Annotated in this window: 25 protein-coding genes and 1 riboswitch; of the genes, 17 read left to right on the top strand and 8 right to left on the bottom strand. The window is 44.7% G+C overall.

What is annotated here, in order from left to right; translation table 11 throughout:
- Positions 1-84 precede the first annotated feature (84 nt).
- The 5 genes from IWT5_RS07535 to IWT5_RS07555 all read left to right on the top strand — a co-directional run bounded on the left by IWT5_RS07535 (position 85) and on the right by IWT5_RS07555 (position 5,293).
- Positions 85-960 (top strand): YitT family protein, encoded by an 876-nt coding sequence (locus IWT5_RS07535; RefSeq protein ID WP_089109339.1) that lies wholly within the window; start codon positions 85-87, stop codon positions 958-960.
- 179 nt (positions 961-1,139) lie between these two features.
- Positions 1,140-2,294 (top strand): CDP-glycerol glycerophosphotransferase family protein, encoded by a 1,155-nt coding sequence (locus IWT5_RS07540; protein ID WP_225360248.1) that lies wholly within the window; start codon positions 1,140-1,142, stop codon positions 2,292-2,294.
- A gap of 23 nt (positions 2,295-2,317) precedes the next feature.
- Positions 2,318-3,124, top strand: coding sequence for an ABC transporter permease (locus IWT5_RS07545; protein ID WP_089109340.1), 807 nt, complete (start codon positions 2,318-2,320; stop codon positions 3,122-3,124).
- 22 nt (positions 3,125-3,146) lie between these two features.
- The gene (locus IWT5_RS07550; protein ID WP_089109374.1) at positions 3,147-4,367 is read left to right on the top strand and encodes a CDP-glycerol glycerophosphotransferase family protein; all 1,221 of its coding nucleotides are present in this window, start codon (positions 3,147-3,149) and stop codon (positions 4,365-4,367) included.
- Complete coding sequence (locus tag IWT5_RS07555; protein ID WP_089109341.1) at positions 4,364-5,293, top strand: deoxyribonuclease IV; 930 nt, start codon at positions 4,364-4,366, stop codon at positions 5,291-5,293. The genes IWT5_RS07550 and IWT5_RS07555 overlap by 4 nt, the downstream gene beginning before the upstream one ends.
- A 220-nt stretch (positions 5,294-5,513) precedes the next feature.
- Here IWT5_RS07555 and IWT5_RS07560 read toward each other — a convergent pair whose 3' ends face one another.
- On the bottom strand, positions 5,514-6,362 hold the full coding sequence (locus IWT5_RS07560) for a GNAT family N-acetyltransferase (RefSeq protein ID WP_225360250.1): 849 nt from the start codon (positions 6,360-6,362) through the stop codon (positions 5,514-5,516).
- Between the two features lie 126 nt (positions 6,363-6,488).
- The gene (locus tag IWT5_RS07565; RefSeq protein WP_089109343.1) at positions 6,489-7,328 is read right to left on the bottom strand and encodes a pyruvate, water dikinase regulatory protein; all 840 of its coding nucleotides are present in this window, start codon (positions 7,326-7,328) and stop codon (positions 6,489-6,491) included.
- Positions 7,329-7,535: 207 nt separating this feature from the next.
- On the opposite strand from IWT5_RS07565, the gene rpsU reads away from it, so the two are divergent.
- Together rpsU and IWT5_RS07575 are read left to right on the top strand one after the other, a co-directional pair.
- A complete protein-coding gene (rpsU, locus tag IWT5_RS07570) occupies positions 7,536-7,721 on the top strand; it encodes a 30S ribosomal protein S21 (RefSeq protein WP_054655423.1) in 186 nt (61 codons plus the stop codon).
- A 206-nt stretch (positions 7,722-7,927) separates the two neighbouring features.
- Positions 7,928-8,374: a GatB/YqeY domain-containing protein gene (locus IWT5_RS07575; protein WP_089109344.1), complete on the top strand. Its 447-nt coding sequence runs from the start codon at positions 7,928-7,930 to the stop codon at positions 8,372-8,374.
- Between the two features lie 83 nt (positions 8,375-8,457).
- Here the strand turns inward: IWT5_RS07575 and IWT5_RS07580 are convergent, their stop codons facing one another.
- The 4 genes from IWT5_RS07580 to thiS are packed head-to-tail and all read right to left on the bottom strand — an operon-like array spanning position 8,458 to position 11,319.
- Positions 8,458-9,681: a Zn-dependent hydrolase gene (locus tag IWT5_RS07580; protein WP_089109345.1), complete on the bottom strand. Its 1,224-nt coding sequence runs from the start codon at positions 9,679-9,681 to the stop codon at positions 8,458-8,460.
- Positions 9,678-10,448: a thiazole synthase gene (locus IWT5_RS07585; protein ID WP_089109346.1), complete on the bottom strand. Its 771-nt coding sequence runs from the start codon at positions 10,446-10,448 to the stop codon at positions 9,678-9,680. The genes IWT5_RS07580 and IWT5_RS07585 overlap by 4 nt, the downstream gene beginning before the upstream one ends.
- Before the next feature lie 13 nt (positions 10,449-10,461).
- On the bottom strand, positions 10,462-11,106 hold the full coding sequence (gene thiF / locus IWT5_RS07590; RefSeq protein WP_089109347.1) for a sulfur carrier protein ThiS adenylyltransferase ThiF: 645 nt from the start codon (positions 11,104-11,106) through the stop codon (positions 10,462-10,464).
- A 12-nt stretch (positions 11,107-11,118) separates the two neighbouring features.
- Entirely contained in the window at positions 11,119-11,319 is a 201-nt protein-coding gene (gene thiS / locus IWT5_RS07595) for a sulfur carrier protein ThiS (RefSeq protein WP_089109348.1), read from the bottom strand.
- 112 nt (positions 11,320-11,431) lie between these two features.
- Positions 11,432-11,524: riboswitch (TPP riboswitch) on the bottom strand.
- 165 nt (positions 11,525-11,689) lie between these two features.
- Here thiS and thiE point away from each other — a divergent pair.
- Entirely contained in the window at positions 11,690-12,316 is a 627-nt protein-coding gene (gene thiE / locus IWT5_RS07600) for a thiamine phosphate synthase (RefSeq protein ID WP_191981297.1), read from the top strand.
- Between the two features lie 78 nt (positions 12,317-12,394).
- Here the strand turns inward: thiE and IWT5_RS07605 are convergent, their stop codons facing one another.
- Positions 12,395-13,156, bottom strand: coding sequence for a flavodoxin family protein (locus tag IWT5_RS07605; RefSeq protein WP_089109350.1), 762 nt, complete (start codon positions 13,154-13,156; stop codon positions 12,395-12,397).
- A gap of 205 nt (positions 13,157-13,361) precedes the next feature.
- Between IWT5_RS07605 and IWT5_RS07610 the strand changes: the two genes are divergently transcribed.
- Genes IWT5_RS07610 through recO form a run of 5 tightly spaced genes read left to right on the top strand, consistent with a single transcriptional unit; the run spans position 13,362 to position 16,932 of the window.
- A complete protein-coding gene (locus IWT5_RS07610; protein ID WP_089109351.1) occupies positions 13,362-14,330 on the top strand; it encodes a PhoH family protein in 969 nt (322 codons plus the stop codon).
- A 17-nt stretch (positions 14,331-14,347) separates the two neighbouring features.
- Complete coding sequence (gene ybeY, locus IWT5_RS07615; protein ID WP_089109352.1) at positions 14,348-14,833, top strand: rRNA maturation RNase YbeY; 486 nt, start codon at positions 14,348-14,350, stop codon at positions 14,831-14,833.
- A complete protein-coding gene (locus IWT5_RS07620; RefSeq protein ID WP_089109353.1) occupies positions 14,817-15,218 on the top strand; it encodes a diacylglycerol kinase family protein in 402 nt (133 codons plus the stop codon). Before ybeY ends, IWT5_RS07620 begins: the two co-directional genes overlap by 17 nt.
- A gap of 14 nt (positions 15,219-15,232) precedes the next feature.
- Positions 15,233-16,138 carry a GTPase Era gene (era, locus tag IWT5_RS07625; RefSeq protein ID WP_089109354.1) on the top strand — a complete coding sequence of 302 codons (906 nt, stop codon included), beginning with the start codon at positions 15,233-15,235 and terminating at the stop codon, positions 16,136-16,138.
- A 14-nt stretch (positions 16,139-16,152) separates the two neighbouring features.
- Complete coding sequence (recO, locus tag IWT5_RS07630; RefSeq protein ID WP_089109355.1) at positions 16,153-16,932, top strand: DNA repair protein RecO; 780 nt, start codon at positions 16,153-16,155, stop codon at positions 16,930-16,932.
- An 83-nt stretch (positions 16,933-17,015) separates the two neighbouring features.
- Here recO and IWT5_RS07635 read toward each other — a convergent pair whose 3' ends face one another.
- Complete coding sequence (locus IWT5_RS07635; RefSeq protein ID WP_089109356.1) at positions 17,016-18,437, bottom strand: NAD-dependent succinate-semialdehyde dehydrogenase; 1,422 nt, start codon at positions 18,435-18,437, stop codon at positions 17,016-17,018.
- 351 nt (positions 18,438-18,788) lie between these two features.
- On the opposite strand from IWT5_RS07635, the gene IWT5_RS07640 reads away from it, so the two are divergent.
- The 4 genes from IWT5_RS07640 (at position 18,789) to IWT5_RS07655 (ending at position 24,774) form a co-directional block, all read left to right on the top strand.
- Positions 18,789-20,198, top strand: a complete 1,410-nt coding sequence (locus IWT5_RS07640) for an MFS transporter (RefSeq protein ID WP_089109357.1) — start codon at positions 18,789-18,791, stop codon at positions 20,196-20,198.
- 316 nt (positions 20,199-20,514) lie between these two features.
- A complete protein-coding gene (gene glyQ, locus IWT5_RS07645) occupies positions 20,515-21,441 on the top strand; it encodes a glycine--tRNA ligase subunit alpha (protein WP_089109358.1) in 927 nt (308 codons plus the stop codon).
- A complete protein-coding gene (gene glyS, locus IWT5_RS07650) occupies positions 21,441-23,513 on the top strand; it encodes a glycine--tRNA ligase subunit beta (protein WP_089109359.1) in 2,073 nt (690 codons plus the stop codon). The genes glyQ and glyS overlap by 1 nt, the downstream gene beginning before the upstream one ends.
- 346 nt (positions 23,514-23,859) lie before the next feature.
- On the top strand, positions 23,860-24,774 hold the full coding sequence (locus tag IWT5_RS07655; protein ID WP_439959088.1) for a DNA/RNA non-specific endonuclease: 915 nt from the start codon (positions 23,860-23,862) through the stop codon (positions 24,772-24,774).
- The last annotated feature ends 310 nt before the right edge of the window (positions 24,775-25,084 follow it).

Here is a 25,084-nt window from a genome sequence, read left to right on the forward strand (position 1 = left end):
CTCAAAATATTGCTGTGCAGTCGGAAAAGGTATGCTATGCTAAGATACTGGTAGTAACCTAACGATTGGATAAGAGGGTTTGTTATGGATGATGTACAGCGTTTAGTCAAACGCCATCAATCAATTGGAAAAATTTCGACTGCATTTATCTACGGTATTTTAGTCTCAATTGCCATGAACTTTTTTTGGACGCCAGGACACATTTATTCATCTGGCATTACGGGTCTTGCCCAAATCGTGACCACGCTGACGGAACGGCACCTGACGTTTGTGATTTCAACGGCGGTGGGGTTGTTTTTACTCAACGTGCCACTGTTTGTCTTAGCTTGGCGTCAAATTAGTCATAACTTTACCATGTATACGGTGATTACGGTCTTTCTGGCCAGTTTAATGATCAAGATGTTGCACCCCGTACACTTGACGACCGACCCTATCATTTGTGCGTTGTTCGGTGGTGCGGTTAACGGTTTCGGAACCGGTTTGGCCCTTAAAAACGGGATTTCAACTGGTGGTTTGGATATTTTAGGGATCGTTATTCGCCGGAAGACGGGGCGCTCAATTGGGACCATTAATATCGCGTTTAATTCGTTGATCATCTTGGCAGCTGGTTTCTTATACGGCTGGCCGCACGCTTTTTATTCAGCGATTGGTCTAGTCGTCAACGCCCGTGTCATGGACATGACATATACGCGGCAACAACTAATGCAGGTCATGATCATTACTGACCGGCCTAAAACGGTGATTGATTCGATTCAAAACCATATCCGGCGTGGGATTACCATTGTTCACGACGCGGAGGGTGCCTATCATCACGATACCAAGACCATTTTATTTACTGTCATTTCCCGTTATGAAATGGCTGATTTAGAAGAAGCCATGGATGAAGCCGATACGAGTGCTTTTGTCAGTGTTTCTGAGATTTATAAAGTTCTGGGTCATTTCTATGAACCTAAATTATGATCTTTCAGCCGTTAAGCCTGTGATTTCAAGGGTTTGGCGGCTTTTTGTTCGGTCAAATTCTTAAATTCTCCTAAAAGCCAGCTACTTAAAATATGAATGTGGTATAATACCATGTTGTGCGTTGCGACACCTGTCATTAGGTGGCGCAATACAAGAGAAAATAGAATTGGTGGTTTGCTGTGAAAGTCATTTATATTTGGCTGGTCCGGTTAATATCTGCGCTGAACTTTTTTAAGCGAAGCAAGGTTCATTCAGTTATTTACCTGATGAGTTTTGGCAATAATTTGAAGTTTATACTAGCTCTGGCTGATAAATTACCTGAGAACCAGCAATTGGTCGTTTTTTACCGGCCTGAAGTTGAGGTAGAAGCAACGCAACTCGCCGCTTATGGGGTAAAAGTCGTTGCCTTTCGGGACAATCTTCACTTTGTTTTCACGGGGATTCCGGTGATCATGTCAGCACATCTGATTTTCTGTGATAACTATTACGCCTTTTTAGGTGGTTTATTGCATCCTCGACACGCCAAAATCGTTCAACTGTGGCATGCCAACGGGGCAATTAAGCGCTTTGGCTGGGGCGATCCCACTACCAGTCAGCGTTCGAAAGCAGATCAGCGTCGTTTTCAGCGGGTCTATAATCAGTTCGATGACTACGTTGTGGCTTCTGACGCTATGGGGACGGTTTTCCAAAACAGTTACCGAGTGCCGCGGTCGAGAATGAAACTCATGGGCTATCCACGTTCGGACCGTTTCTTCTCAACTGAGTGGCAAAAGGGCGCCATTAACCGAATTAATCGGTTGGCACCAGGATTATCTCATCACCGCGTAATTTTATACGCCCCAACTTACCGGGAATCAATGACGTTTGAACTGACACCGGAGCTCAAAGAAGCTTTGGTAGCCGATCCCAATGCCGTTGTGGTGGTTAAGCTTCACCCACTATTACAAAAGTATGAACAGCAGTTTAGTCAATCAACCACGCACCAGGTGCGGTTTTATCCGCAGTTATCGACTACTGATCTGTTAATGGTCACAGAGACCTTAATTACCGATTATTCGTCGATTGCGTTTGATTACAGCTTGCTGCCCCATGCACACAGTCTGCTATTTTACATGTCCGATCTGGAAGCGTACCAGCAAAATCCTGGCATTCAACCCCACTTTTTGAAGTGGCTGCCGTCAGCACCTTTGCGGACGCCTTCAGAATTGAAGCAGGCTATTTTAACGGATAGCCAGACTGATTTTACCAAGTTTAACCATCACTGGAATACATACAATGATGGGCATGCGACCCAACGGGTTGTGGAATATTACTGTCACTATTTAACCAAGTAAGTGACGTAAAGGAGTGTTAACCTTTGAAAGAGGTCGTAACCTTATTTAAGGAACAATTTGAAAGTTTAGGCATGATTTTTAGAATTTCTAAGTACGAAGACCGTGCCAGTTATCAAAGCCATTACCTCGGTTTAATTTGGGAATATTTATATCCGTTGATTCAAATCTGTATTTACTGGTTAGTGTTCGGTGTGGGCCTGAAACATGGTCAAAGCAGCGGCATTGATTATTTACCATGGATGGTCATCGGGATCACACCTTGGTTCTTTATGAACCGGGCGACGTTGGATGCTTCAAAGAGTATTTATCAACGTGTCAGCATGGTTTCTAAGATGAAGTTCCCGGTTTCTGCCTTACCATCGATCAAGATCGTTTCCAACTTAAGCTCATTTTGGACGATGCTAGTGGTTTCGGTTATCGTCGGTTTAATTTACGGTATCCATCCCAGTGTCTATTGGCTCGAATCAGTTTACTACTTTTTCTGCATGATCATGTTTTTGATTGCTTTTGGCATCTTTAACTCTGCAGTATCCATATTGATTCGTGACTATCACGTCTTACTACAGTCAATTATGCGGATGTTATTCTACATTTCCGGTGTCCTGTTTAACTTTGAAGCGGGTAGTTTTCCACCAGTTGCAACACGACTCTTACAACTGAATCCATTTTTCTACGTGGTTTCTGGTTTCCGTGAATCAATGCTGGGTCAGGGCTGGTTCTGGCAACGGCCGACGTTAACCATTGAATTCTGGTTGATAGTGCTGTTCTTCTTGCTGGTTGGCTCACACTTGCATTACAAGTTCCGTTCACGGTTTGTTGATTTAATTTAAACAAGGAGGAATTACGATGAAAATGACTGGACTTAAAAACCAAGTCATTAAAGGTCTAAAAATCGTGATTCGTTATGGACTCATCGTTTTAAACGATGGGTTTATTTGTATCCCGGCAAAAAAAGATCTGATAATGTTTGAAAGTTTCAATGGTAACGATATTAATGATAATCCAGCCGCTATTTACCGTCAGTTAGTAGCCGACCGGCCAGCTTTTGAAGCCACCGCTTATTTTGGTGTTAAACCACGTCGTTATCGTGAACTGCACGCTAAATACCCAGAAATTAAACTGGTGAAGCGATTCTCATTCAAGTGGGTTTGGCTCATGGCGCACGCTGGGTACTGGGTTTTAAATTCACGGTTACCAAACTGGTGGCGTAAGAATAAGGGAACCGTTTATATTCAAACCTGGCATGGTACGCCACTGAAACATTTAGGTGTGGATATTGAACACGTCGCGATTCCTGGAACTAAAACGACAGACTATTATCGTCAGTTCACCCGGGAAGCTGCCCGTTGGGACTACTTGATTGCGCCGAACGATTACTCTAAGCAAATCTTTCGATCAGCTTTTCAATTTCACAATCACTTTTTAGATATCGGTTATCCCAGAAATGATGTGCTATATCATGAAAATCAACCGGCAGCGATTCAGTCACTGAAGCTGCGGTTAGTAGGCAGTGCGGATGCAACGGTGATGACCTACGCACCGACGTGGCGTGATGACGATGCGATTAAAACGGGTCAGTATCACTTTGAATTGCCGTTTGATCTGCAACGTTTCTTCGACCATGTGTCGGACAATACGATTTTAGTCTTGCGGCCGCATTATTTAGTGAAGGACCACATTGATATCCGTGGCTTTGAAGACCGGGTCAAGATTATTGCGGATGAAGACATTGCTAATCTCTATTTAATCACCGACTTGATGATCACGGATTACTCATCAGTCATGTTTGATTATGCCAACTTAAACCGGCCGATGCTTTTCTATGCTTATGATCTGGAACATTATCGTGATCAACTGCGCGGTTTTTACTTTAATTATCAAGCCGAGATTCCGGGGCCGTTAGCGATCACAGAAGAGCAGCTCGATCAGTATCTGTCGCAGTTTTCTAAGTTAGGAACGTTTGCTGACTATCAGTCGCAGCTTGCTGGATTTAACCAAAAGTATTGCGAGTGGGAGGATGGTTCAGCATCGGAAAAAGTGGCGCAATTGATTCTAGGAGGAATGGGAAAATGACATTTTTAATTGGCTCGCACGTTAGTATGAAGGGTAAAGAAATGTTGCTGGGTTCAGCTAAAGAAGCCGCAAGTTACGGTGAAAATGTGTTCATGGTCTATACCGGAGCACCCCAAAACACCCGTCGTAAGCCCATTGAAGAGCTGAATATTGAAGCCGGTCACGCCTTTATGAAAGACCACGGTCTCAAACAGATCATCGTTCATGCGCCATATGTGGTTAATTTAGGCAACACCATTAAACCTGAAAACTACCCATTTGCCGTCCAGTTTCTCCGGGAAGAAGTCAAACGCGCTGAGGCAATTGGCGCTACTCAAATCGTGTTGCATCCAGGTGCGCATGTGGGTGCTGGCCCAGAAGCTGCCATTGCACAAATTGCGAAGGGCTTAAACGAAATCATTGAACCAGACCAAAAAGTTAAGATTGCTTTGGAAACCATGGCGGGCAAGGGAACTGAAGTGGGCATCACCTTTGAACAATTGGCGTCGATTATTGATCAGGTAACCGATAATGATAAACTATCCGTCTGCTTTGATACCTGTCATACGAGCGATGCCGGGTACGCCATCAAAGATGACTTCGATGGTGTACTGAAAAAATTCGATGATGTGATCGGGCTTGAACGACTGCAAGTGATTCATTTAAATGACTCGAAGAATCCCCAAGGCAGCCACAAAGACCGTCATGAATTATTGGGTAACGGGACGATTGGTTTTGATGCTTTAAATGCGGTTGCCCATCATCCCAGCTTGACCAACGTGCCTAAAGTTATGGAAACACCGTGGGTGGCGGTGGATAAAAAACATAAATTTGCCCCTTACGGTTACGAAGTTGAAATGTTGAAACGCCAAACCTTTAATCCGGCGATTGAAGCAGATGTTTTAGCACAAAAACCATTTGATACTCAGTTGGGATTTGAGGATTAAAAATAAAAGTGCGACACAACTCGGTAGATTCCAGAATTTAAGACAAATAACCCCGTCCCGATGCTTTTGTCGGGATGGGGTTATTTGTCTTAAATGGCCGGAATCTGAGTTGTGGAGCAGGTTTGTGCAATGTGCAAGTAGTAAACAACATAAACTGAATTTCATATTCCGGTCAAAAAAATGGCGTGAATCAGGTCGATGCCTGGTTCACGCTATTTGATTACTCAGCTGAAGTAAATAAGTGCTGATACTCAGGGTGGCTTTCAGCAAAATGCTGGGCGTACGTACAATCCGGAATGATGATCAGATTATAAATCTGTGCGAAACGGATCACCCGCATCATCAGCTGTTTGGCGATACCTTGTCCCCGTAAAGCTTCTGTCACACGGGTCTCGGTGACCATGATCCGTTTGTTTTGACGGTCGCTGAAAATGATTTCAGCCAGTACGTCGCCTTCATCACCGTTAGTGTAAAAGCGGCCAGGCTGATACTTCATAATCGGGAGATCAACCCGTTCAACGGGAGCGGCAATGAATTTAGCTTGCAGGTCAACGAAAGCGTTGACTGCTGTTTGCAGAAATGAAATGGTATCAAGGTTAGTGATTAAGTTTTGATCGTTAAATAAGTGATTGACGTGGCCTAGGTAAACTTCTGGGCGTTGAACAGGGATGACGTTTAACGTGACCAAAACCTGACGAACTTGCTGATTAGCACCAAAACCGCCTGTCGCTTCAGGAGAGCTTGAAACTACCAAGGCAGTTTTTTCTTTCCAATGGTTATGGCGTTTAGAGCCGACGTCAAAGGCGTTTTTTAATGCGCCTGACATGCCCCGATTATATTCTGGCGTGACGATAATTAAGCCGGTGACCTGATCGAGTTGCTGACGGAACTTCTCCCAAGCTGGGACTGAATGCTCATCATCCAGGTCAGCGTTGTAGAGCGGCAGTTGATCAATTTCAATGAAAGTGGGAGTCAGCTGCACAGGCAACAGGTTTGCCAGGACGTCAGCAACTTTTCTAGAATAAGCAGTTTTACGCAGGCTACCAGCAAGAATGCCAATATTAGTCAAAATAATCACTCCTTTACAGAAACTCTGTGAGAAAGTTAACATGATCTTTACTAATAAGTGTACCGCAATATCACCACGGCGAACGGTTGATCCTTAAATTATTTAAGGTCAACATTGTTAGTGGTATTAATCCTTGATGGTATCAACTTCAGCCGGTTCAAGGTTCAGATTTTCTAAAACGAGGGTGGCCGTTTCTTCAATCGATTTATTTGAGACGTTAATCACTAAGCAACCGATTTTCTTATAAATTTCATCGGCGTATTTTAGTTCGGCTTTGATCTTTTCGGCGTCGGAATAGGCACTTTCTGCGGGTAACCCGTAAGAAATCATTCGTTGCTGGCGAATGCGGCGCAAGACCTTGGGACTATTGGTTAACCCAATGATCTTCTTGGGATCCACTTGCCACAATTCATCTGGTAGCTGTGAAGAAGGTGAAAGCGGCAGATTAGCAACTTTAATCCCACGATTTGCAAGAAATAGGGATAAGGGTGTCTTTGAAGTTCGTGAAACACCAAGAATAACAATATCAGCTTTCAGCAGTCCGGTTGGATCTTTACCATCATCGTAGGCCACGGCAAATTCCATAGCACCGATGCGATCAAAGTAAGTATCGGTGAGACTGTGATTAATGCTTGGAATCGATGCCGGTTCAACACCAGTTCTAGCAGTTAATGCTTTAATGGCTGGCTGGAGACAGTCAACGGCTGGCAAATTGTTTTCGTTTGTAAAAGTTTCAACTTGTTCACTCAAAGTACGGGTGACCAGTGTATAATAAAGCACGGCCTTTTTCCTAGCAGCCATTTTTAAAATACCAGTTAAAATTGACTCCGTTTGAATAAAGGGGAATCGCTGGTACTTAACCTCAAGGTCCGGAAATTGGGCAACGGCAGTTTGCGCTACCGTCAGCGCTGTTTCACCGGATGAATCTGAAATAATGAAGATGTCGATATCTGATTTTTCAGCCATAATGAAGCCTCCGTTAAGTTGTATTTAATCACATTTTAGCACAGGTCGAAACCGACTGAGGTTATTTGAATTTATACGATAAAAGTTAATTGAAATGATTGACGTTAGGGCTTTAGGTAGGTATAATTAAAAGGAACTATTGAGAAGGGCTTCTTTTGTTGTTCTTTATCAATCGGTTACTACTAGAGCTCGGAGGGAGGGATTTACATGACAAAGACAGTCGTTCGCAAAAACGAGTCTCTTGACGATGCTCTTCGGCGCTTCAAACGAACCGTTTCCAAAAGCGGTACTTTACAAGAATACCGTAAACGTGAGTTTTATGAAAAGCCAAGCGTTAAAAAGAAATTAAAATCAGAAGCAGCAAGAAAACGCAAGAACAAGAAGCGTTTCTAGTTGTATCGGGGGCTCCTGTTTAACAGGGGTCTTTTTTTAATGGCAGCAAGAAAACGCGTTCTTTTAGGCGCGCAACGCTGTCCGACAGCCTTAAAAAAGACTATACTAATTTAGTAGTGAAAATTAAGCTACTCAATAAGGAATAGATTGGCGTGGCGCAACCGTGATGAGTTGTTCCAAGTCATTATTATTAGGAGGGTTTTAACATGTCATTATCAGACACGCTTACAGAAGATTTAAAGACGGCTATGAAAGCTCGTGACAAGGTTGCTTTGAACGTTATTCGGATGATCAAAGCTTCATTAACGAACGAACGGGTTAAGTTAGGCCATGATTTAAACGATGACGAAGAATTAACGGTTCTTTCTCGTGAATTAAAGCAACGTAAAGAATCTCGTGAAGAATTTGCAGATGCCGGCCGTCAAGACTTAGTTGATGGTTTGGATGCTGAAATCAAGTTAGTCGAGAAATACGCACCAAAGCAATTGAGTGAAGATGAAGTTAAGCAAATTGTCACTGAAACGGTTAGCGAAGTTGGTGCCAGTTCAATGGCCGACTTTGGTAAAGTCATGGGTGCTGTGATGCCTAAACTCAAGGGTAAAGCAGACGGCAGCCTGGTTAACAAGACTGTTAAGTCATTATTAAGTAAGTAATTTTAAGCTAAAAAGGGCCTGAATCGTTGGCGAACAAAACAACGATTCAGATCCTTTTTATTTTTCGGAAAGTGTTTTAATTACTAGTATGCCTGGGCTTGCAAACTAGCCATTAATAAGTTGATGCCGGCCTTTAAATCAGCCGGGCTGGTGAATTCATTAGGTGCATGACTGATTCCGTCCTCACTAGGGACAAAAATCATTGTCGTTGGTGTGACTTGATTCATGACGTAACTATCATGACCGGCACCTGAAACCATGACTCGTGAAGTGAGTTTTAATCGCTGAGCGAGTTGCTCATTTTGTGAAAGTAAAGTGGCATCAAACGTAGCGGGAAGGTCTTTGACGTAACGTTTGATGTGAACGTTGATTTGCGAATCCATCAATTGATGGCACGTGTCGGTGATGACCTGTTCAAAATGATCTAAAACATGATCATCAGCGTGGCGTGCGTCAATCGTGAATTGAACCTTACCGGGAATCACGTTGGCTGTATTGGGAGCGACATTTAACTGGCCGACTGTAAAGGTTAAGTGATTGCTTAAACGATGTGCGAGCGAATTGAGTTCAGTGATGATGGTAACAGTAGTTTGCAGGGCGTCATGGCGGTCATTCATTGGCGTTGTACCAGCATGATTAGATTTACCCTGAACGGTGACTGACCAACGCCTTTGACCAACGATCCCTGCAACTAAACCAATTTGGGTTTGACTAGCTGTCAGTCTCGGTCCTTGTTCAATGTGAAGTTCGGTAAAACTCTTGGGTAGAGAAGGCCGATTAACGCGCACGTTACCAAGTTTTTGTAATTGATCAACAGCCTGGGACCTGGCACGGTCAAAAGGAATGTTGTTGCTGTCTGTCAATACTGGTACAGTTTGGTGCAGCGCATAGTATTTTGAGCCGCTGAAAGTGGTGTTGAACCGACTGCCTTCTTCTTCACTAAATGAGATTAATCGTAAGGTGTGAAGGGGCGTGCCAAGCTGCTTCTTTAAACTGATAATTGCCTGAAGGCCACCGAGAACACCATACAAGCCATCGTATTTGCCACCGTTAATAACCGTATCCATATGTGAGCCAGTGGCAACAGCCTGATTATCGGTTCCAGGTAAATCAAGATAGACGTTACCATAGTCGTCAACCGTTGCAGTTAATCCATTTTGCTGACCAAATTGAATCAGCAACGTCTGAGCAGCTAACCAGTTAGGCGAATACACTAAACGGTTCTGGCCAACCGTCTTGTCGGATAACTGAACGATTTGCTGAAATTGCTGTTCAAAGGTTAGCCATTCTTGAGTTGGCCGGATCATTTGCTTAAGCCGGTCAATGGCGAGGAAGCGACGGCACCGTGTTCAATCACGCGGCCTGGGCCAGCTAGATAAGCTTTACGGCCTGCTTCGACAGCTAAACGAAAGGCTTCGGCCATTAACGGAATATTTTTGGCAGTGGCCATTGAGGTGTTAGCCATGATGGCGTCGGCCCCCATTTCCATTGCTGCTGCAGCTTCGCTAGGGCGACCAATACCGGCATCAATAATGATTGGCACGTCAATTTCGTCAATTAAAATTTGAATGAGATCCTTGGTTGCCAACCCTTTGTTAGTCCCAATCGGGGCAGCTAACGGCATCACGGTGGCTGCTCCAGCATCGACTAACTGACGGGCAATGTTTAAATCAGGCAGGACGTAAGGCATGACGATGAACCCTTCGTTGGCCAGCACTTCAGTGGCTTTAACGGTTTCGTTGTTATCGGGCATCAAGTACTTCTTATCTGGCACGACCTCTAATTTAATAAAGTTACTGCCACTGAGCTCGCGTGCTAAACGAGCTGTACGAATGGCTTCTTCAGCGTTGGTAGAGCCCGACGTATTCGGCAAAATGGTGATGCCTTCAGGAATATAATTGAGGATATTTTCCTCAGCTGAATCAGTCCGGCGTAACGCCATGGTAATGATTTGCGCTTTGGCCTGGTTGATGGCTGAATCAATCAGATCGTAGGAATATTTACCAGATCCAAGAATAAAACGAGACGTGAATGTGTGACCACCAATTGTGAGTAAGTCTGTTTCTTCTGACATAGAAAAATGCCTCCTAAATAGTTGTTTCTCCTAAAATCAAACGGGTAATCATGTTAGCTTCGTGACCCGCCGCAATCATGACCCGCGGTGCCATCAGGCCTTCAGCACCAGTTGACGTTCCATCGCCCGCAATATAGACGTTAGGGCGAACTTGTTTGGTCGTGATCGTGTTAGAACTATGAGTGCCGGCCATCCCGGTTGCCATGACAATTGGTTTGTCAGGGAAAAATTCACTGGCTGCGTCCAACAGCATGGCTTTGGCGCTGGGGTTATCAAAGGCTTCGCAGATGATATCAGCATCGGCGAAGAGTTCAGCCACGTTGTCGTGGTCGACTTCTTTAACCAATGTATCGATGGTGACGAAGGGGTTAAATTCCTGCAAATTTTGCTTGAGGGCAGTCACCTTATCCATCCCCACCTGGCTGAGCTTAAACTGCTGACGGTTTAAATTACTCAGTTCCACTTGGTCAAAATCAATTAAGGTTAAGTGGCCGACACCGATTCTTGCCAGCGCAATGGCGATATTAGAACCAAGACCGCCAGCACCGGCAATGGTGACGTGAGCAGCGGTAAGACGTTCGGTAGAATCAGCGACATTGCGGGTTTTCATGCCCTGATAAACCGAGTCAATCGACATTCCTTGTAGTGTTGGTTGCATGCACATTCCCCCTTAACGGCCACCGCCGACAAACGAAATCAGTTCCAGTTTGTCGTCCGGTTTAATCAGCGTTTGTTCGTATTCGGGCCGGTGGATGATCGTCCCGTTCAACTCCACGACAAGGTTGTCAATGGGTGCTTGCCGTGCTTGTAAGAACGTGAGAATATCTTGGCCAGCAGCTTGCGCTTGTGGCTCGCCATTTACAGTAACCATAAAAAAGCCCCTTTCCGTTTGTATCCGAGGAAGAGGGGCATCAAGTCCGATTTATCAAAAGTACGCCTACACGAAAAAAGGCCTTTCGTGTAGGAAGGGCTTTGGACTGAAAAATCAGTAAAAGTTGTCTTCCTTCGGTAGTACAAACTACATCAGGTTCGATGGGTCTAATCTCAGCCAATAATTGGCACCCCAGACGAACTAACGTTATTCAATTTTATTTTTGAGCCCTTAAACGACTCATTGCTTATATTTATAAGCTAGAACATTGTGGAAGTCAAGTAAGAATATTCGCGTGACAAGTGAGAAACTTTTCGGTAGACTATTGGCGAGAATTAGAAATTCAGCCAATCAGGAGGGAAATGTGATAATGATCAAGCGACCACTTTATTTGGTGACGGATGCGTTAAATTATTCTGAAGAGGAATTTCTCAATCGAATCGAGGCTGCCTGTCAGGGCGGGGTAGACCTCGTTCAACTACGTGAAAAGCAACTCAGCAGCTTGCAATATTTTCAGCGGGCTTTTGCCGTTAAACAGATCACCGATCAGTATCAAATTCCCTTGTTGATCGATGACCGGCTGGATATTGCCCAAGCAGTTGGCGCGGCCGGTGTGCACCTTGGTCAAAAAGACTTACCCGTTGAAGTCGCTAGGGAGATTTTAGGGCCAAAAGCCATCATCGGTGCCACGGCTAAAACGCTAGATCAGGCTCGGCTGGCGGTTGAACAGGGAGCAGACTATCTTGGAGTGGGGGCAATTTTTCCAACGACCACCCACGTTGAAACCGTTCGTACCAGTGTTGAAACGCTCAAAACGATTAAACAGGCTGTCAATATTCCGGTTTATGCCATTGGTGGATTAAATGTCGATAATGTAGCCACGGTTAAGCCAGCCGGTGTCGATGGTGTCGCAGTAGTGTCAGCGATTATGAAAGCGACTGATTCCAAACGGGCTACTCAGCAACTCCGTGGAAAAGTATTAAGTGTCGTCCAGTAAAAAAATAGCCCACCATTTCAATGAAACTGGCGGGATATTTGTATTATACAAATTTATAATTGCTAGTTACAATAATGTTTAACGGCGCCGATGCTTAACGACCGTGAAGAAATGCAGAATACTGGCCAACAGGACAAAGAAGATCAGCACGAAGCTGGCGTAGATCAGCCAGAAGTCACTAGCATAAATCAAGTGAAACAGGAATTGGATGCCCATTGTTAAAAAGGCCATTACCGCAACCATGCAGAAAAGTTCAATATAACGTTTCATTGTATTATCATCTCGTTTCGGTTTAGTTACTAGCTTACTGCCCAGTCGTTTGCATTCAGCTTGTTTTGCGGCAGGTACCTGTTTCATGAATAGGGTACCGGGTAGCACTAATTCGTTAATTTTAATCACACCCGCTGCTGACATAATCTTATCGATGGTGCGGAAACTGCCATCGGTAATGCCGGCGACAAAGTTCTCAAGTTTACCAGCGTAACAGCTGGTAATACTCAGATAATGTTTGTTTTCAAACCGGTCGGGGTGGGTGCCGCCTTGATGGTCAAAGCGCACTAGCCGGCCGCGCATGCAATCGAGAAAGTCTTTCATCCTACCTGATAGGCCGCCCCAATAGGTCGGTGCAGCCAGCACCCAAACGTCACTCGATAATAGCTGATCGGTCAACTGGTCCAATACGGGATCACGTTTGCCGACTTGATCCGGGTGAAAATCATAATCCTCCAAGTAAATCATTTCAGTGGTGTGTGGCGCAGGGACGCCCGCCAAGACGTTGGCCAGCATTTGCGCGGTCAAGCCATCTTTTCGATGGGCCCCCAGAATTCCCAGAATTTTCATGAAATGTCCCTCCATTCTGAGAATATCATACCGCAAAATGGTCATATTTTGACTGATATTTTTGTTATATTCAGTGAATGAGAATGGTCATTTAAGTCTAACAACCCTCGTTCATCACTGATATAACACTTGGTCGAGCTTTTCTGAGCGCTTTGTCGTATAATGGTCTAAGAAATCTATTTTAATGTAAAGGAGTCAATTGTATTTGGCTGACAATACGCAAACTGAAAAAGAATATATCTTAGCCAATCCAGAAGAAGGCGTCGCTATTTTGGGTGCGCAGGATCAGTTCGTTTCACTCTTAGAAGAAGGGTTAAACGTAACGATCCATCCGTTTGGCAATTCCATTAAAGTTGCCGGTGATCCATTCCAGGTTCAAAAAGGCATGGCTATTTTAAAAAATATGGATAAACTGATTCAGCAAGGGATTCAGCTGAATAGTGCTGACGTGGCGAGTGCCATGAAGATGGCTGACAAAGGGACACTGGAGTATTTCTTAGATCTGTATACTGAAACCCTCATTAAAGATGCTAAAGGCCGGGCAGTTCGGGTTAAGAACTACGGTCAGCGGCAATACATCGATGCCATTAAGCATAACGATGTGACGTTTGGTGTTGGCCCAGCTGGTACGGGTAAAACTTATCTGGCAGTGGTCATGGCAATTGCCGCTTTGAAGCGTGGCGACGTTGAAAAGATCATTTTGACTCGGCCAGCCGTTGAAGCCGGTGAAAGCCTGGGGTTCTTACCAGGTGATTTGAAGGACAAGGTTGATCCTTATCTGCGGCCCATCTATGATGCGCTATACGCCATTCTGGGTGCGGAACATACTAACCGGTTGATGGAGCGTGGTGTGATTGAGATCGCACCATTAGCTTATATGCGTGGCCGAACTTTAGATGGGGCGTTTGTCATTCTTGATGAAGCTCAAAACACGACGAATATGCAAATGAAGATGTTTTTGACACGCCTAGGCTTTGGCTCAAAAATGATTGTTAACGGTGATATTACGCAAATTGATTTACCGCGACATAGTCAAAGCGGGCTGGTTCAAGCAATGGGTATTTTGAAGAACGTTAACCACATCGATTTTGTGACGTTTACGTCGGATGACGTGGTTCGTCACCCAGTGGTTGCTGCGATTATTAACGCGTACGAAGATGTGGAAAATAAATAAGGATGAGTAGATAAAACATGGATTTAGAAATTTATGATGAAACTAAAGATGGTGTCCCTGAAGAACACGTTCAGTTAGTGAAGGATGTTCTCGAGTATGCGGGCAAATACATTAAGCTTAAAGAAAATACCGAGATGTCAGTCACGTTTGTGAATAATGATCGGATTCAAGAAATTAACCGTGAGTACCGGGGCGTTGACCGGGCAACGGATGTGATCAGCTTTGCCATTGAAGACAGTGCCGAAGACGATGACTTTCCAATCGTTATGGATGACGAATTAGCAGAAGAGATTCCGGAAAACATTGGCGATATTTTTGTGTCAGTTGATAAGGTGGGCGAGCAAGCGGAATACCTTGAGCATTCCTATGAGCGTGAGCTAGGCTTCCTCGTTGTTCATGGTTTTCTACACTTGAATGGTTACGACCACATGGAGCCAGAAGATGAAAAAGTAATGTTCAAACTACAAAGGGATATACTCGACGCTTATGGGCTTAAACGATAAACAAGTGAATAAGAACCGTAACTTTCTCCAATCACTCACACACGCTTTAAGCGGGGTCTACAGCTTGGTGTCGACTGAGCGGAATTTTCGCAAGCACATTATTCTCGCGGCACTTGCGATCATCATGGGGATTTGGCTGCGGCTGAACACTAATGAATGGCTGTGGATAACCCTAGCCATTTTCGTGGTGGTTGTTGCCGAAGTTTTGAATACGGTTGTCGAGTCGATCGTCGATTTGATCGTTGGTTATCACTACCATGATGAGGCCAAAAAAGCCAAGGATGTTGCTGCTGGCGGTGTTTTGATCGCAGCAATCTTTGCCTTGGTGATTGGCTGCTTAATATTTGTTCCAGAACTCATACAAAAATTTAACGTTCATTTATAGGAGGGAAGCATATTTTGGATAATCCAAATTATCGCAGTGGGTTTGTCGCAATCGTTGGTCGCCCTAACGTCGGTAAATCAACACTATTAAACCGCGTGGTGGGTCAAAAAGTGGCCATTATGTCTGACAAGCCACAGACCACTCGTAACAAGATTCAGGGGATTTACACAACTGATGACGCCCAGATTGTTTTTATCGACACACCAGGGGTTCACAAACCCAAGAGTGAGTTAGGCGACTACATGATGAAATCCGCTTTGTCTTCACTTAACGAAGTTGATGCCGTGATTATGATGGTCAATGCCGAACAGCGGCGCGGTGCCGGTGATAACTTTATTATCGACCGCCTGAAGACCGTTAAAAAGCCGGTTTATTTAGTGGTTAATAAAATTGATCAGATTACCCCAGACGATTTGTTAGTGGTGATCGATCAGTATAAAGATGCGCTTGATTGGCAAGAAGTGCTGCCGATTTCTGCCTTAGAAGGTAATAACGTCGATGAGCTCTTAAATGAGTTAGTCAGCAAGTTGCCTCACGGGCCGCAATACTACCCAGATGATCAAGTGACTGATCACCCAGAACGGTTCGTTGTTTCAGAATTGATTCGGGAAAAGATTCTGCAGCTGACGCGTCAGGAAATTCCGCATTCAGTGGCTGTTGTCATTGATAAAATGAGTCGTCAAAACGAACAAAAGATTCATATTCAGGCGACCATCATCGTTGACCGACCCACTCAAAAGGGTATTTTAATCGGTAAGGGCGGTTCAATGCTCAAGAAGATTGGGACCTTGGCCCGTCAAGATATTGAAAACCTGTTGGGCGATAAAGTCTACCTTGAACTCTGGGTTAAAGTTGTTCAAGGATGGCGTGATAAATCATCAGCGCTTCAATCATATGGGTACCGTAAAGACGACTATTAGAGTGTGGTGATACAATGGCTGGACAACTCATGAATTTTCATGGCATTGTCATGTATCAAAAAGCGTATCGCGAAAGAGATATGCTGATCAAGTTCTTTACTGAAGAAGCGGGCAAGCGGATGTTTTTCATTCGTGGTGCCAAAAAACGCGGCTTCAAAATGACGGCGGATCTGCTGCCCTTTACCTATGGTGTTTACGCTGGTGATATCCGCGAACCTGGGCTGTCGTTTATTAACGCTGCCAAGGATACCGAGAATTTCACCAATATCGCGCAGGATATTTCTAAGAACGCCTACGCAACTTACATCATGTCGTTGCTGGATAAGGCAATCCCTGATAATCAGTTACTAGGCGGCTGGTATCAACGCCTATTTCACGCGTTGTCACTGATCAACGAGGGTTTAGATGAAGCGATTATCACCAATATCTTTGAAGTTCAAATGATGAGTTTATTTGGGGTGGAGCCTAACTTACGGCAGTGTGTGATCTGCGGACGGACCGACTTGCCTTTTGATTACTCGGAATCATACGGTGGGCTCCTCTGCCAAGCACATTGGCACTTAGATCCTAACCGGTTGGACTTAGATCAGCGGACCATTTATTATCTGCGGCAGTTTTCAGCAGTTGATTTGACTAAGCTGAAAACAATCAGTGTTCACGAGGAAACCAAGCGGCATCTACGCAGGGCACTGGATATGATTTATTCAGATACCATTGGGGTCTATCCTAAGTCCAAACGCTTCTTGGACCAAATGATGAAGTGGCAACCGTTAGATAAACCAAAAAAAGAATAAAACAAAACGCCAGTAACTGGTCATTGACCAAGTTACTGGCGTTTTATTTGCCAGAAATGAAATTCAGTTAAAAATCAATACGACTAAGCTGGATCAGTTGCGACTAAACCACCAGCAACGTTATCTAAGTTTGGTTTGTCAGTCTTAACAATGAGCTGCTCGTTAACAAAGGCCATTTCACCAATGTGGCTCATTTCACGGCCGTAACCGGAAAGTTTAACACCACCGAATGGTAATTCTGGTAAGGTAACCATGAAGTTGTTAACGAAGACCATGCCAGTTTCAATTTGAGCGGCAACTTCAGCACCGTGGTCAGCGTCGCCAGCAAAGACGATACCACCAAGGCCATAAGGGTTGTCGTTGGCTAATTCAATGGCTTCTTCTTCTGAATGAACCTTGTAGACAGCGGCAACTGGGCCAAACATTTCTTCTGAGTAGGCTGGGTTGTTTTTGTCGATGTCGGTTAAAATCGTTGGCATGAAGAATTGACCCGGCAGATCAATTGGTTCGTTACCATAAACAACGGTTGCACCGGCAGCAACTGCATCATCAACTTGTTTTTGCAGCTTGTTCTTAGCTTTTTCACGGTTCATTGGTGCTAGGGAAGTCTTTGGATCTAGTGGGTCACCAGGAACAACCTTACTAAATTTTTCCTTCAAGCCCTCAACAAATTGGTCGTAAACGTTGTCCATGACGATAAATCGCTTGGATGACGTACATACTTGACCAGCGTTATAAAGCCGTGCACGCCAAGCAATGTCGATGACGTCATCCATGTTAGCATCACCGAGAACGATGAATGGATCCATGCCACCAAGTTCCATGGTGTTCTTCTTTAAGTTCTTGCCGGCAGCTTCGGCAACGGCAGTACCGCCACGTTCAGAACCAGTCAAAGCAACGCCTTGAACCCGTGGATCTTCGATAGCTTCTGTGACTTGGTCATATGACAGGAAGAGGTTGGTTAATGAGCCTTCTGGGGCACCGGCTTCTGCAACGATGTCCGCAAACATCTTGGCACTGGTTGGTGTGTTAGCAGCGTGCTTTAAGATCATGGGGTTACCAACGATAAAGTTAGGCGCAAACACCCGCATGATTTGGTAGTATGGGAAGTTCCATGGTTCTACCATCATGACGATACCAGTTGCTGAATGACGGATCTCAGCGGAACCGGTAGCAATGGTTTTAACTTTTTCAGGTGTCAGGATCTCTTCACCGTGATCAGCAAACCAGTCAGCGATAATGGCGACAAGTTCAACTTCACCTTCAGATTCACGCAGTAATTTACCCATGTCAATGGTGCAGGCACGAGCCAATTCAGCAGAATGCTCACGTAACTTGGCAGCTACGTTGTGCAAAATGGCAGCCCGCTCAGCTACTGGTTGCTTGCGGTTTTTCTTATAGAGCGCGTGACCGGTTGCTAAAGCGGCCTGTAATTCTTGTTCGGTTGCATAAGGATATTCTTTTACAACTTCATTGTTGTATGGATTGATCGTTGCATAAGCCATTAGATAATTCCTCCTTCTAGTTTATAAAAACTAGGTAAAAATAAATTGGTTAACCTTCTATAACCTATCTGTTACATTTTGAGGATAACCTTTTTTGTAGCCGTTTACAATGTTTTTGTTTGTGAATAATAGTTCAAAATCCTTTTATAACAATTAAAGGGCGCCCAATATAATTCACAATTTTAGGATGTAACTGGAAAAGTTCGATCCTGTTACTAAATGGATGTGTAAAAAATGTAAAATTGGTATAGGATATTTTAAACGGTTATCCTTAGCTGAGCTTTAACGGCCCCGAAATCGCCATTACCAGTTATAATCAGACCAATAAGAGTGCTTTAGGGGGTTGTTAAAATGGAAAAGGTTGACCCGCGCCGCTGGTGGATTTTGCTTTCAATTGGGATCTTTGCTTTTATGAGCAACTTGGACTCAAGTATTGTCAATGTGGCGATGCCTGTTATGGCGAAACAATTGGCGATTCCAATGAATGAGATTGAATGGGTGGTTTCGATCTATCTCATCGTGGTGAGTGCGTTATTGCTATTCTTCGGTAAATTGGGCGATATGTACGGTAAAATCAAAGTTTTTCGTATTGGGACGGCGATTTTTATTATTGGCTCATTCATTTCCGGGTTGCAGTGGACCTTTGAACTTCTGCTGCTAGGCCGTGTGATTCAGGGCATTGGCTCGGCCATGACCTTATCTAATACGTATGGTATTACGACTGCAACGTTTAGTCTAAAAGAGCGTGGTAAAGCGATGGGGCTGATTGGTACTTTTGTGTCTTTTGGTGCTGTTGCTGGTCCGGGAGTCGGTGGTTTAGTGTTATCTCACTTTAGCTGGGGTTACATCTTTTGGATCAACGTACCGTTGGGTATTTTTGCCATTATTTTAGGCCAGATTGTGCTGCCAAAGTCCACGCCGGAGTCGGCGGATAAAAAAATCGACTGGTCCGGTTCATTTTCATTTGCGCTACTGATTGTGAGCTTATTTTTAGCTATTTTCTGGGGCCAAGAAGTGGGTTACTTCACCGTTGTGCCAGTGATTGGCTACGTGATCGCCGTGCTTTCGGTGATCTGGTTTTTCCGCGCGGAACGTCAAAGTTCAACACCGCTGATGCCGCTTCAGATTTTTAAAATTAAACCCTTTTCCTATGGTATCGGGGCGGCAATTTTAATCTTTTTATCCAATTTTTTCACCGTTGTGCTGATGCCGTTTTACCTCGAAGATGCTCGTGGGTTAAGCGCTGGACAAGCCGGTTTATTGATGATCATTTTCCCAGTTGTGACGATGATTGCGGGACCCATTGGCGGGGTGTTAGCTGACCGTTTCAACCCCGCTAAAATCGTGACCTTGGGGCTGAGCACCGTGGCGGTGTCACAACTGGGTTATTGGTTCTTAGACGGCCACAGTTCGCTCTGGGTGTACGGTGCCATCACGGTGATCATGGCGACGGGGACCGGTTTATTCCAGTCACCAAACAGTGATATTGTCATGTCAGTGGTGGATAAGGATCAGCTGGGCAGTGCTGGCAGTATTAATGCGCTGGCGCGAAACGTCGGCATGGTTTCGGGGACCGCGCTGTCGACCACGGTGCTGTTCAGCGTGATGAGCTTCATTGCCCACACTAAGGTCACCACGTATCTGCCGAGTCAGCCGCAACTATTTATTACCGGGATGCACGTGGCGTTTACCGGATCGTTCATTTTTATTGTGCTGGCCATCTTGCTTTCGCTAAAGCAGGGCGAATTAGACTTAAAGTAATTCTGCAATCCCGATTGACTTTTATTTTGTAGACGCTTAGAATAATGAGGAATTGAATAGTGATCGGCAATGAAAAAAGAGGGTTGGTTCAACGGTTAAACAGCGACTTCGGGATAGGTGAAAGCCGGAGTAACCGTGAACCAATTGGCACTTTTAGAGCTGGCGCAAACGAAGCTGCTGGGAGATTCCCAGAAGTAGGGTGGAACCGCGAAAATAAACTTTCGTCCCTATGTAGGTCTACAAGACTACATTGGGACGTTTTTTTTGTGCCGTTTGTCCCTCGTCATTGCCGTCACACAATAGGAGGAAGTTCATTTTGACCAAGAAATTGTCAATGCAACAAATTATCTTGACCTTGCAGCAATATTGGTCCGCACAGGGCTGCATGCTGATGCAGGCTTACGATACCGAAAAGGGTGCCGGGACCATGAGCCCTTACACCTTTTTGCGGGCAATCGGCCCAGAACCTTGGAACGCGGCTTATGTAGAACCATCCCGGCGGCCAGCGGATGGCCGGTACGCTGAAAACCCTAACCGGTTGTACCAACACCACCAGTTCCAAGTGGTCATGAAGCCGTCACCAGAAAACATTCAGGACTTATATTTAAACAGTTTAAAGGAATTGGGTATTGATCCCTTGGAACACGATATTCGCTTCGTTGAAGATAACTGGGAAAACCCATCAATGGGCTGTGCCGGTGTTGGTTGGGAAGTATGGCTTGATGGGATGGAAGTCTCACAATTCACTTACTTCCAAATTGTTGGTGGTCTAGAAGTGGATCCCGTCACTTCAGAAATCACCTATGGTCTCGAACGGCTGGCTTCATACATCCAAGACGTTGACAGTGTTTTCGACTTGGAATGGGGTGACGGTGTCATGTACGGCGATATTTTCCGTGAACCCGAAATTGAACATTCAACTTACAGTTTTGAAAAAAGCAATCAAGAAATGTTGCTGCAGATGTTTGACGACTACGAAGCTGAAGCTAAAAAGCAGATTGCGAACGGTCTGGTTCACCCGGCATACGACTACATCTTGAAGTGTTCACACACCTTTAACCTGTTAGACGCCCGGGGTGCCGTTTCCGTGACTGAACGGGCCGGTTACCTTTCTCGGATTCGTCGGATGGCGCACAGTGTTGCCAGAGCCTTTGTCGCTAAACGGAAGGAATTTGGCTTCCCGTTGATCAAGGATGAAGAAAAACGGCAAGCATTATTAGCAGACGGAAAGGACAAAAAGTAATGGCACATACATTTTTACTTGAAATTGGTTTGGAAGAGATGCCCGCTCACGTTGTGACCCCAAGCATCCAGCAACTCGTTCAAAAAACCAAGAAGTACCTCAAAGAACAACGGATTAGCTTTGATGACATCAAGTCGTTTTCAACGCCGCGCCGGTTGGCCGTTCAAATTAGCGGTTTAGCTGACAAACAGCCTGATATCGATGAAGAAGTCAAGGGCCCAGCTAAGAAAATTGCCTTGGATAAAGAGGGTAACTGGTCGAAAGCCGCCCAAGGATTTACTCGTGGCCAAGGGGTCACGGTGGACGACATCACCTTTAAGGAATTAAAGGGAACCGAATACGTCTACGTTCAAAAACACATTGCTGGTCAGCCTGTTGAATCAGTCTTAGCTGGTTTGAAGGACGTCATTACCGGCATGACTTTTCCAACGATGATGAAGTGGGGCAGTTATCACTTTGAATATATCCGTCCCATCAAGTGGCTGGTTGCACTGTTAGATGACAAAGTCATTCCATTTAAGATCTTGGACGTGACGACTGACCGGGAAACTCGCGGTCACCGGTTCTTGGGTAAGACCATTACGTTAGCACAAGCTGCCGATTACGAAGCCGCTTTAACCAGCGAATTTGTGATTGCTGACGCTAAGAAGCGTAAGGCAGAGATCCGAAAGCAAATCGAAAAGCTGGCTGCGGATCATAACTGGGTGATCAAATTAAATCCAGATCTGCTGGAAGAAGTGACTAACCTAGTTGAATGGCCAACTGCTTTTGCTGGCGGTTTTGATGAAAAGTACCTCAAGATCCCAGACGAAGTACTGATTACTTCAATGCGTGATCACCAGCGGTTCTTCTACGTGCTGGATCAAAACGGTAAATTATTGCCGCACTTTGTTTCCGTTCGTAACGGGAACGCTGATCACATTCAAAACGTGATTGCTGGTAACGAACGTGTGCTGGCTGCCCGTTTGTCTGATGCGATGTTCTTCTATGAAGAAGATCAAAAACAGACCATTGACGACTACGTTGAACGACTGAAGACAGTTAGCTTCCACGATAAGATCAGCACCATGTATGACAAGATGCAGCGGGTCGCTGTGATCGCCGCTAATCTGGGTCAAAAGCTTGGCTTGAATGATACCCAGATCAAAGACCTTGTCCGGGCAGCGCACATCTACAAGTTCGACTTAGTGACCGGCATGGTCGGCGAATTTGCGGAGTTACAAGGGGTCATGGGTGAGAAGTACGCCTTATTAAACGGCGAAAACCCAGTGGTTGCTCAAGCAATCCGCGAACACTACATGCCAATTTCAGCCGATGGTGATTTGCCAGAATCAACCGTTGGTGCGGTTTTAGCCATTGCTGATAAGATCGACAGTATTCTGACGTTCTTCGCAGCTGAGATGATTCCAAGCGGTTCTAACGATCCTTATGCACTGCGTCGTCAGGCTACAGGTATCGTGCGGATTATCCGCACCAACAAGTGGCACTTCAATCAGGAAATGGTGGCCGACGCCATTGATGCTGAAGTGAGCGCTAACGTGGCCCCTGATTTGGATCAAAAGGCTCAAATCAAAGCAGTTGGTGACTTCTTGCGTGACCGGATCAAAGTGACGTTGCTTGGTGAAAAGGTTAAACATGATATTGTGGACGCCGTTATTGGCGGACCCAACACTGACTTACTGGATAACTTCACGGTTGCTCAAGTGCTGACTGATCACCAAAACGATGATGATTTCAAGGGTACCATCGAAGCCTTGACTCGGGTTCTGCGGATTGCTCAAAAAGCAGATAAGGCCAAAGTGACAGCGGTTGATACCAGCTTGTTTGATAACGATAGTGAACCCAAGCTTCACGACGCTGTGGATCAAGTTGCAGAGCAAGCCTCAGAATTAGATATTCCGGCTTACTACAACGCCTTAGCAGCCCTGAAGCCAGTGATCAATGATTACTTTGAAGCAACCATGGTCATGGCGGATGATGAAGCCGTTAAGAATAACCGTCTTAGCCAGTTAAGCCAGCTGTCTGACTTGATCTTACGCCTTGGCGATCTTAACCAATTAATCGTTAAGTAGTTGATGCCCAATTGGTCTAAAGCCCGGCTAGCCCAGTCTGGCCGTGTTACTCGACAATAAGGTCAAAAGTGATATAATTAAGTTACGCTATTAATGAAACTGAAATCAAATACCAGCTTGAGCGGCGGAGGCTCAGGCTGGTTTTTTGTTGTGGAAATTTTGGCTTTGGTTCCATAAAGGTAAAGTTACTGATCTGGTGTACGCTAAAATTAAAACACTTGTATAAATAAATAGTTATAGTTTAAATACATTTACGATTGACCCCAACATATCATGACTTGTATAATTAATCAGTTACTAATTTAATAATAACGGATTATTACTCGTCTGTTGGGGAGAAGATAAAATGTCGAAAGTGTTCAAGATGGTACTATCATTGATTGTCGCCGTCACAATTTTAGCAGTACCAGTAAGTGTTACTGAAGAACCAAGCAATGCCAATGCCGCCACGATGGTTTACGTTACAAGGACAGGTAAGCATTATTTTTATCATCGCCATAATCGTGGGCTAAACCGAGCTCGAAAAGTATTCACGGTTAGTTTGCAAACCGCTAAACGTAGGGGCTTGACGCTAGCTGCAACGGATCAAGCCACTGCTCACCATAAGTCGACGCATCATCGCCACGTTAAGCGTCGGCCAGTTGTTAAGCGAGTATCCGTTAAGCATATCAAGCAGGCTAAAGCCAGTGCTTCAGGACTGCAAAAGCTCAACTATCACGGGCAGCAAATCGTGATCATTAACCATAATCAGCCAAAGTTAAACCGATTGAGCATTAATAAGGGTGCTTGGCAACATTATGGTAATTTGGATCGGTTAAACAGAGTGACCACGGCGGATGCAATGTTGAACAAACGGCTGATGCCACATACTGAACGGCAACCGTTATACGTTAATCCTACCGGCTGGCACAATAAACATGGTTATGGTGGTTGGCTTTACAACCGGAGCCACTTAATTGGCTATCAACTCACGGGTCAAAATAATAATCTGAAAAATCTCATGACGGGGACCCGATCACTGAACGCTCCCGGTATGGAAAAGTATGAAAATCAGGTGGCTAGCTATTTACGAAGCAGCCGATCACATTACGTCCGCTACGAAGTTAAACCGGTATTCGCTGGTAATAACTTGTTAGCAAATGGGGTAGAGATGCAAGCTGAATCAATTGGTAGCCGTGCGATTCGGTTCAATGTCTATATCTTTAACGTTCAACCAGGTTTTCGCTTGAATTATCGGACGGGTACTAGCAAGGCTGCGTGATGTTTTAGTCGGGAATGTAGAATAAGATTGTCAGTATAAAATTAGGCTCTACTTTTTTGAGTAGTTCGCTCGGAAGTATCAGGTCATAACGATGTTTTACGTAAAAGACATCCAGAATGTTGAACATTCTGGATGCCTTTTTAATTTGATGAAAAGGTCAAGTATAGAGTACATCAATCACGTATTTAGGCTCTTTGACAACTGTTGTTGGTAAATTTCTTAAATTAGTTCTAATCACTATTTTGTGATTAGGACTTTTTTAGTTTTGATGTGCAAGGTATAAAGCACTCTTACTCTAAATTTTCGGAAG

The organism is Secundilactobacillus mixtipabuli (assembly GCF_002217925.1).
In the GTDB taxonomy this organism is placed as follows: domain Bacteria; phylum Bacillota; class Bacilli; order Lactobacillales; family Lactobacillaceae; genus Secundilactobacillus; species Secundilactobacillus mixtipabuli.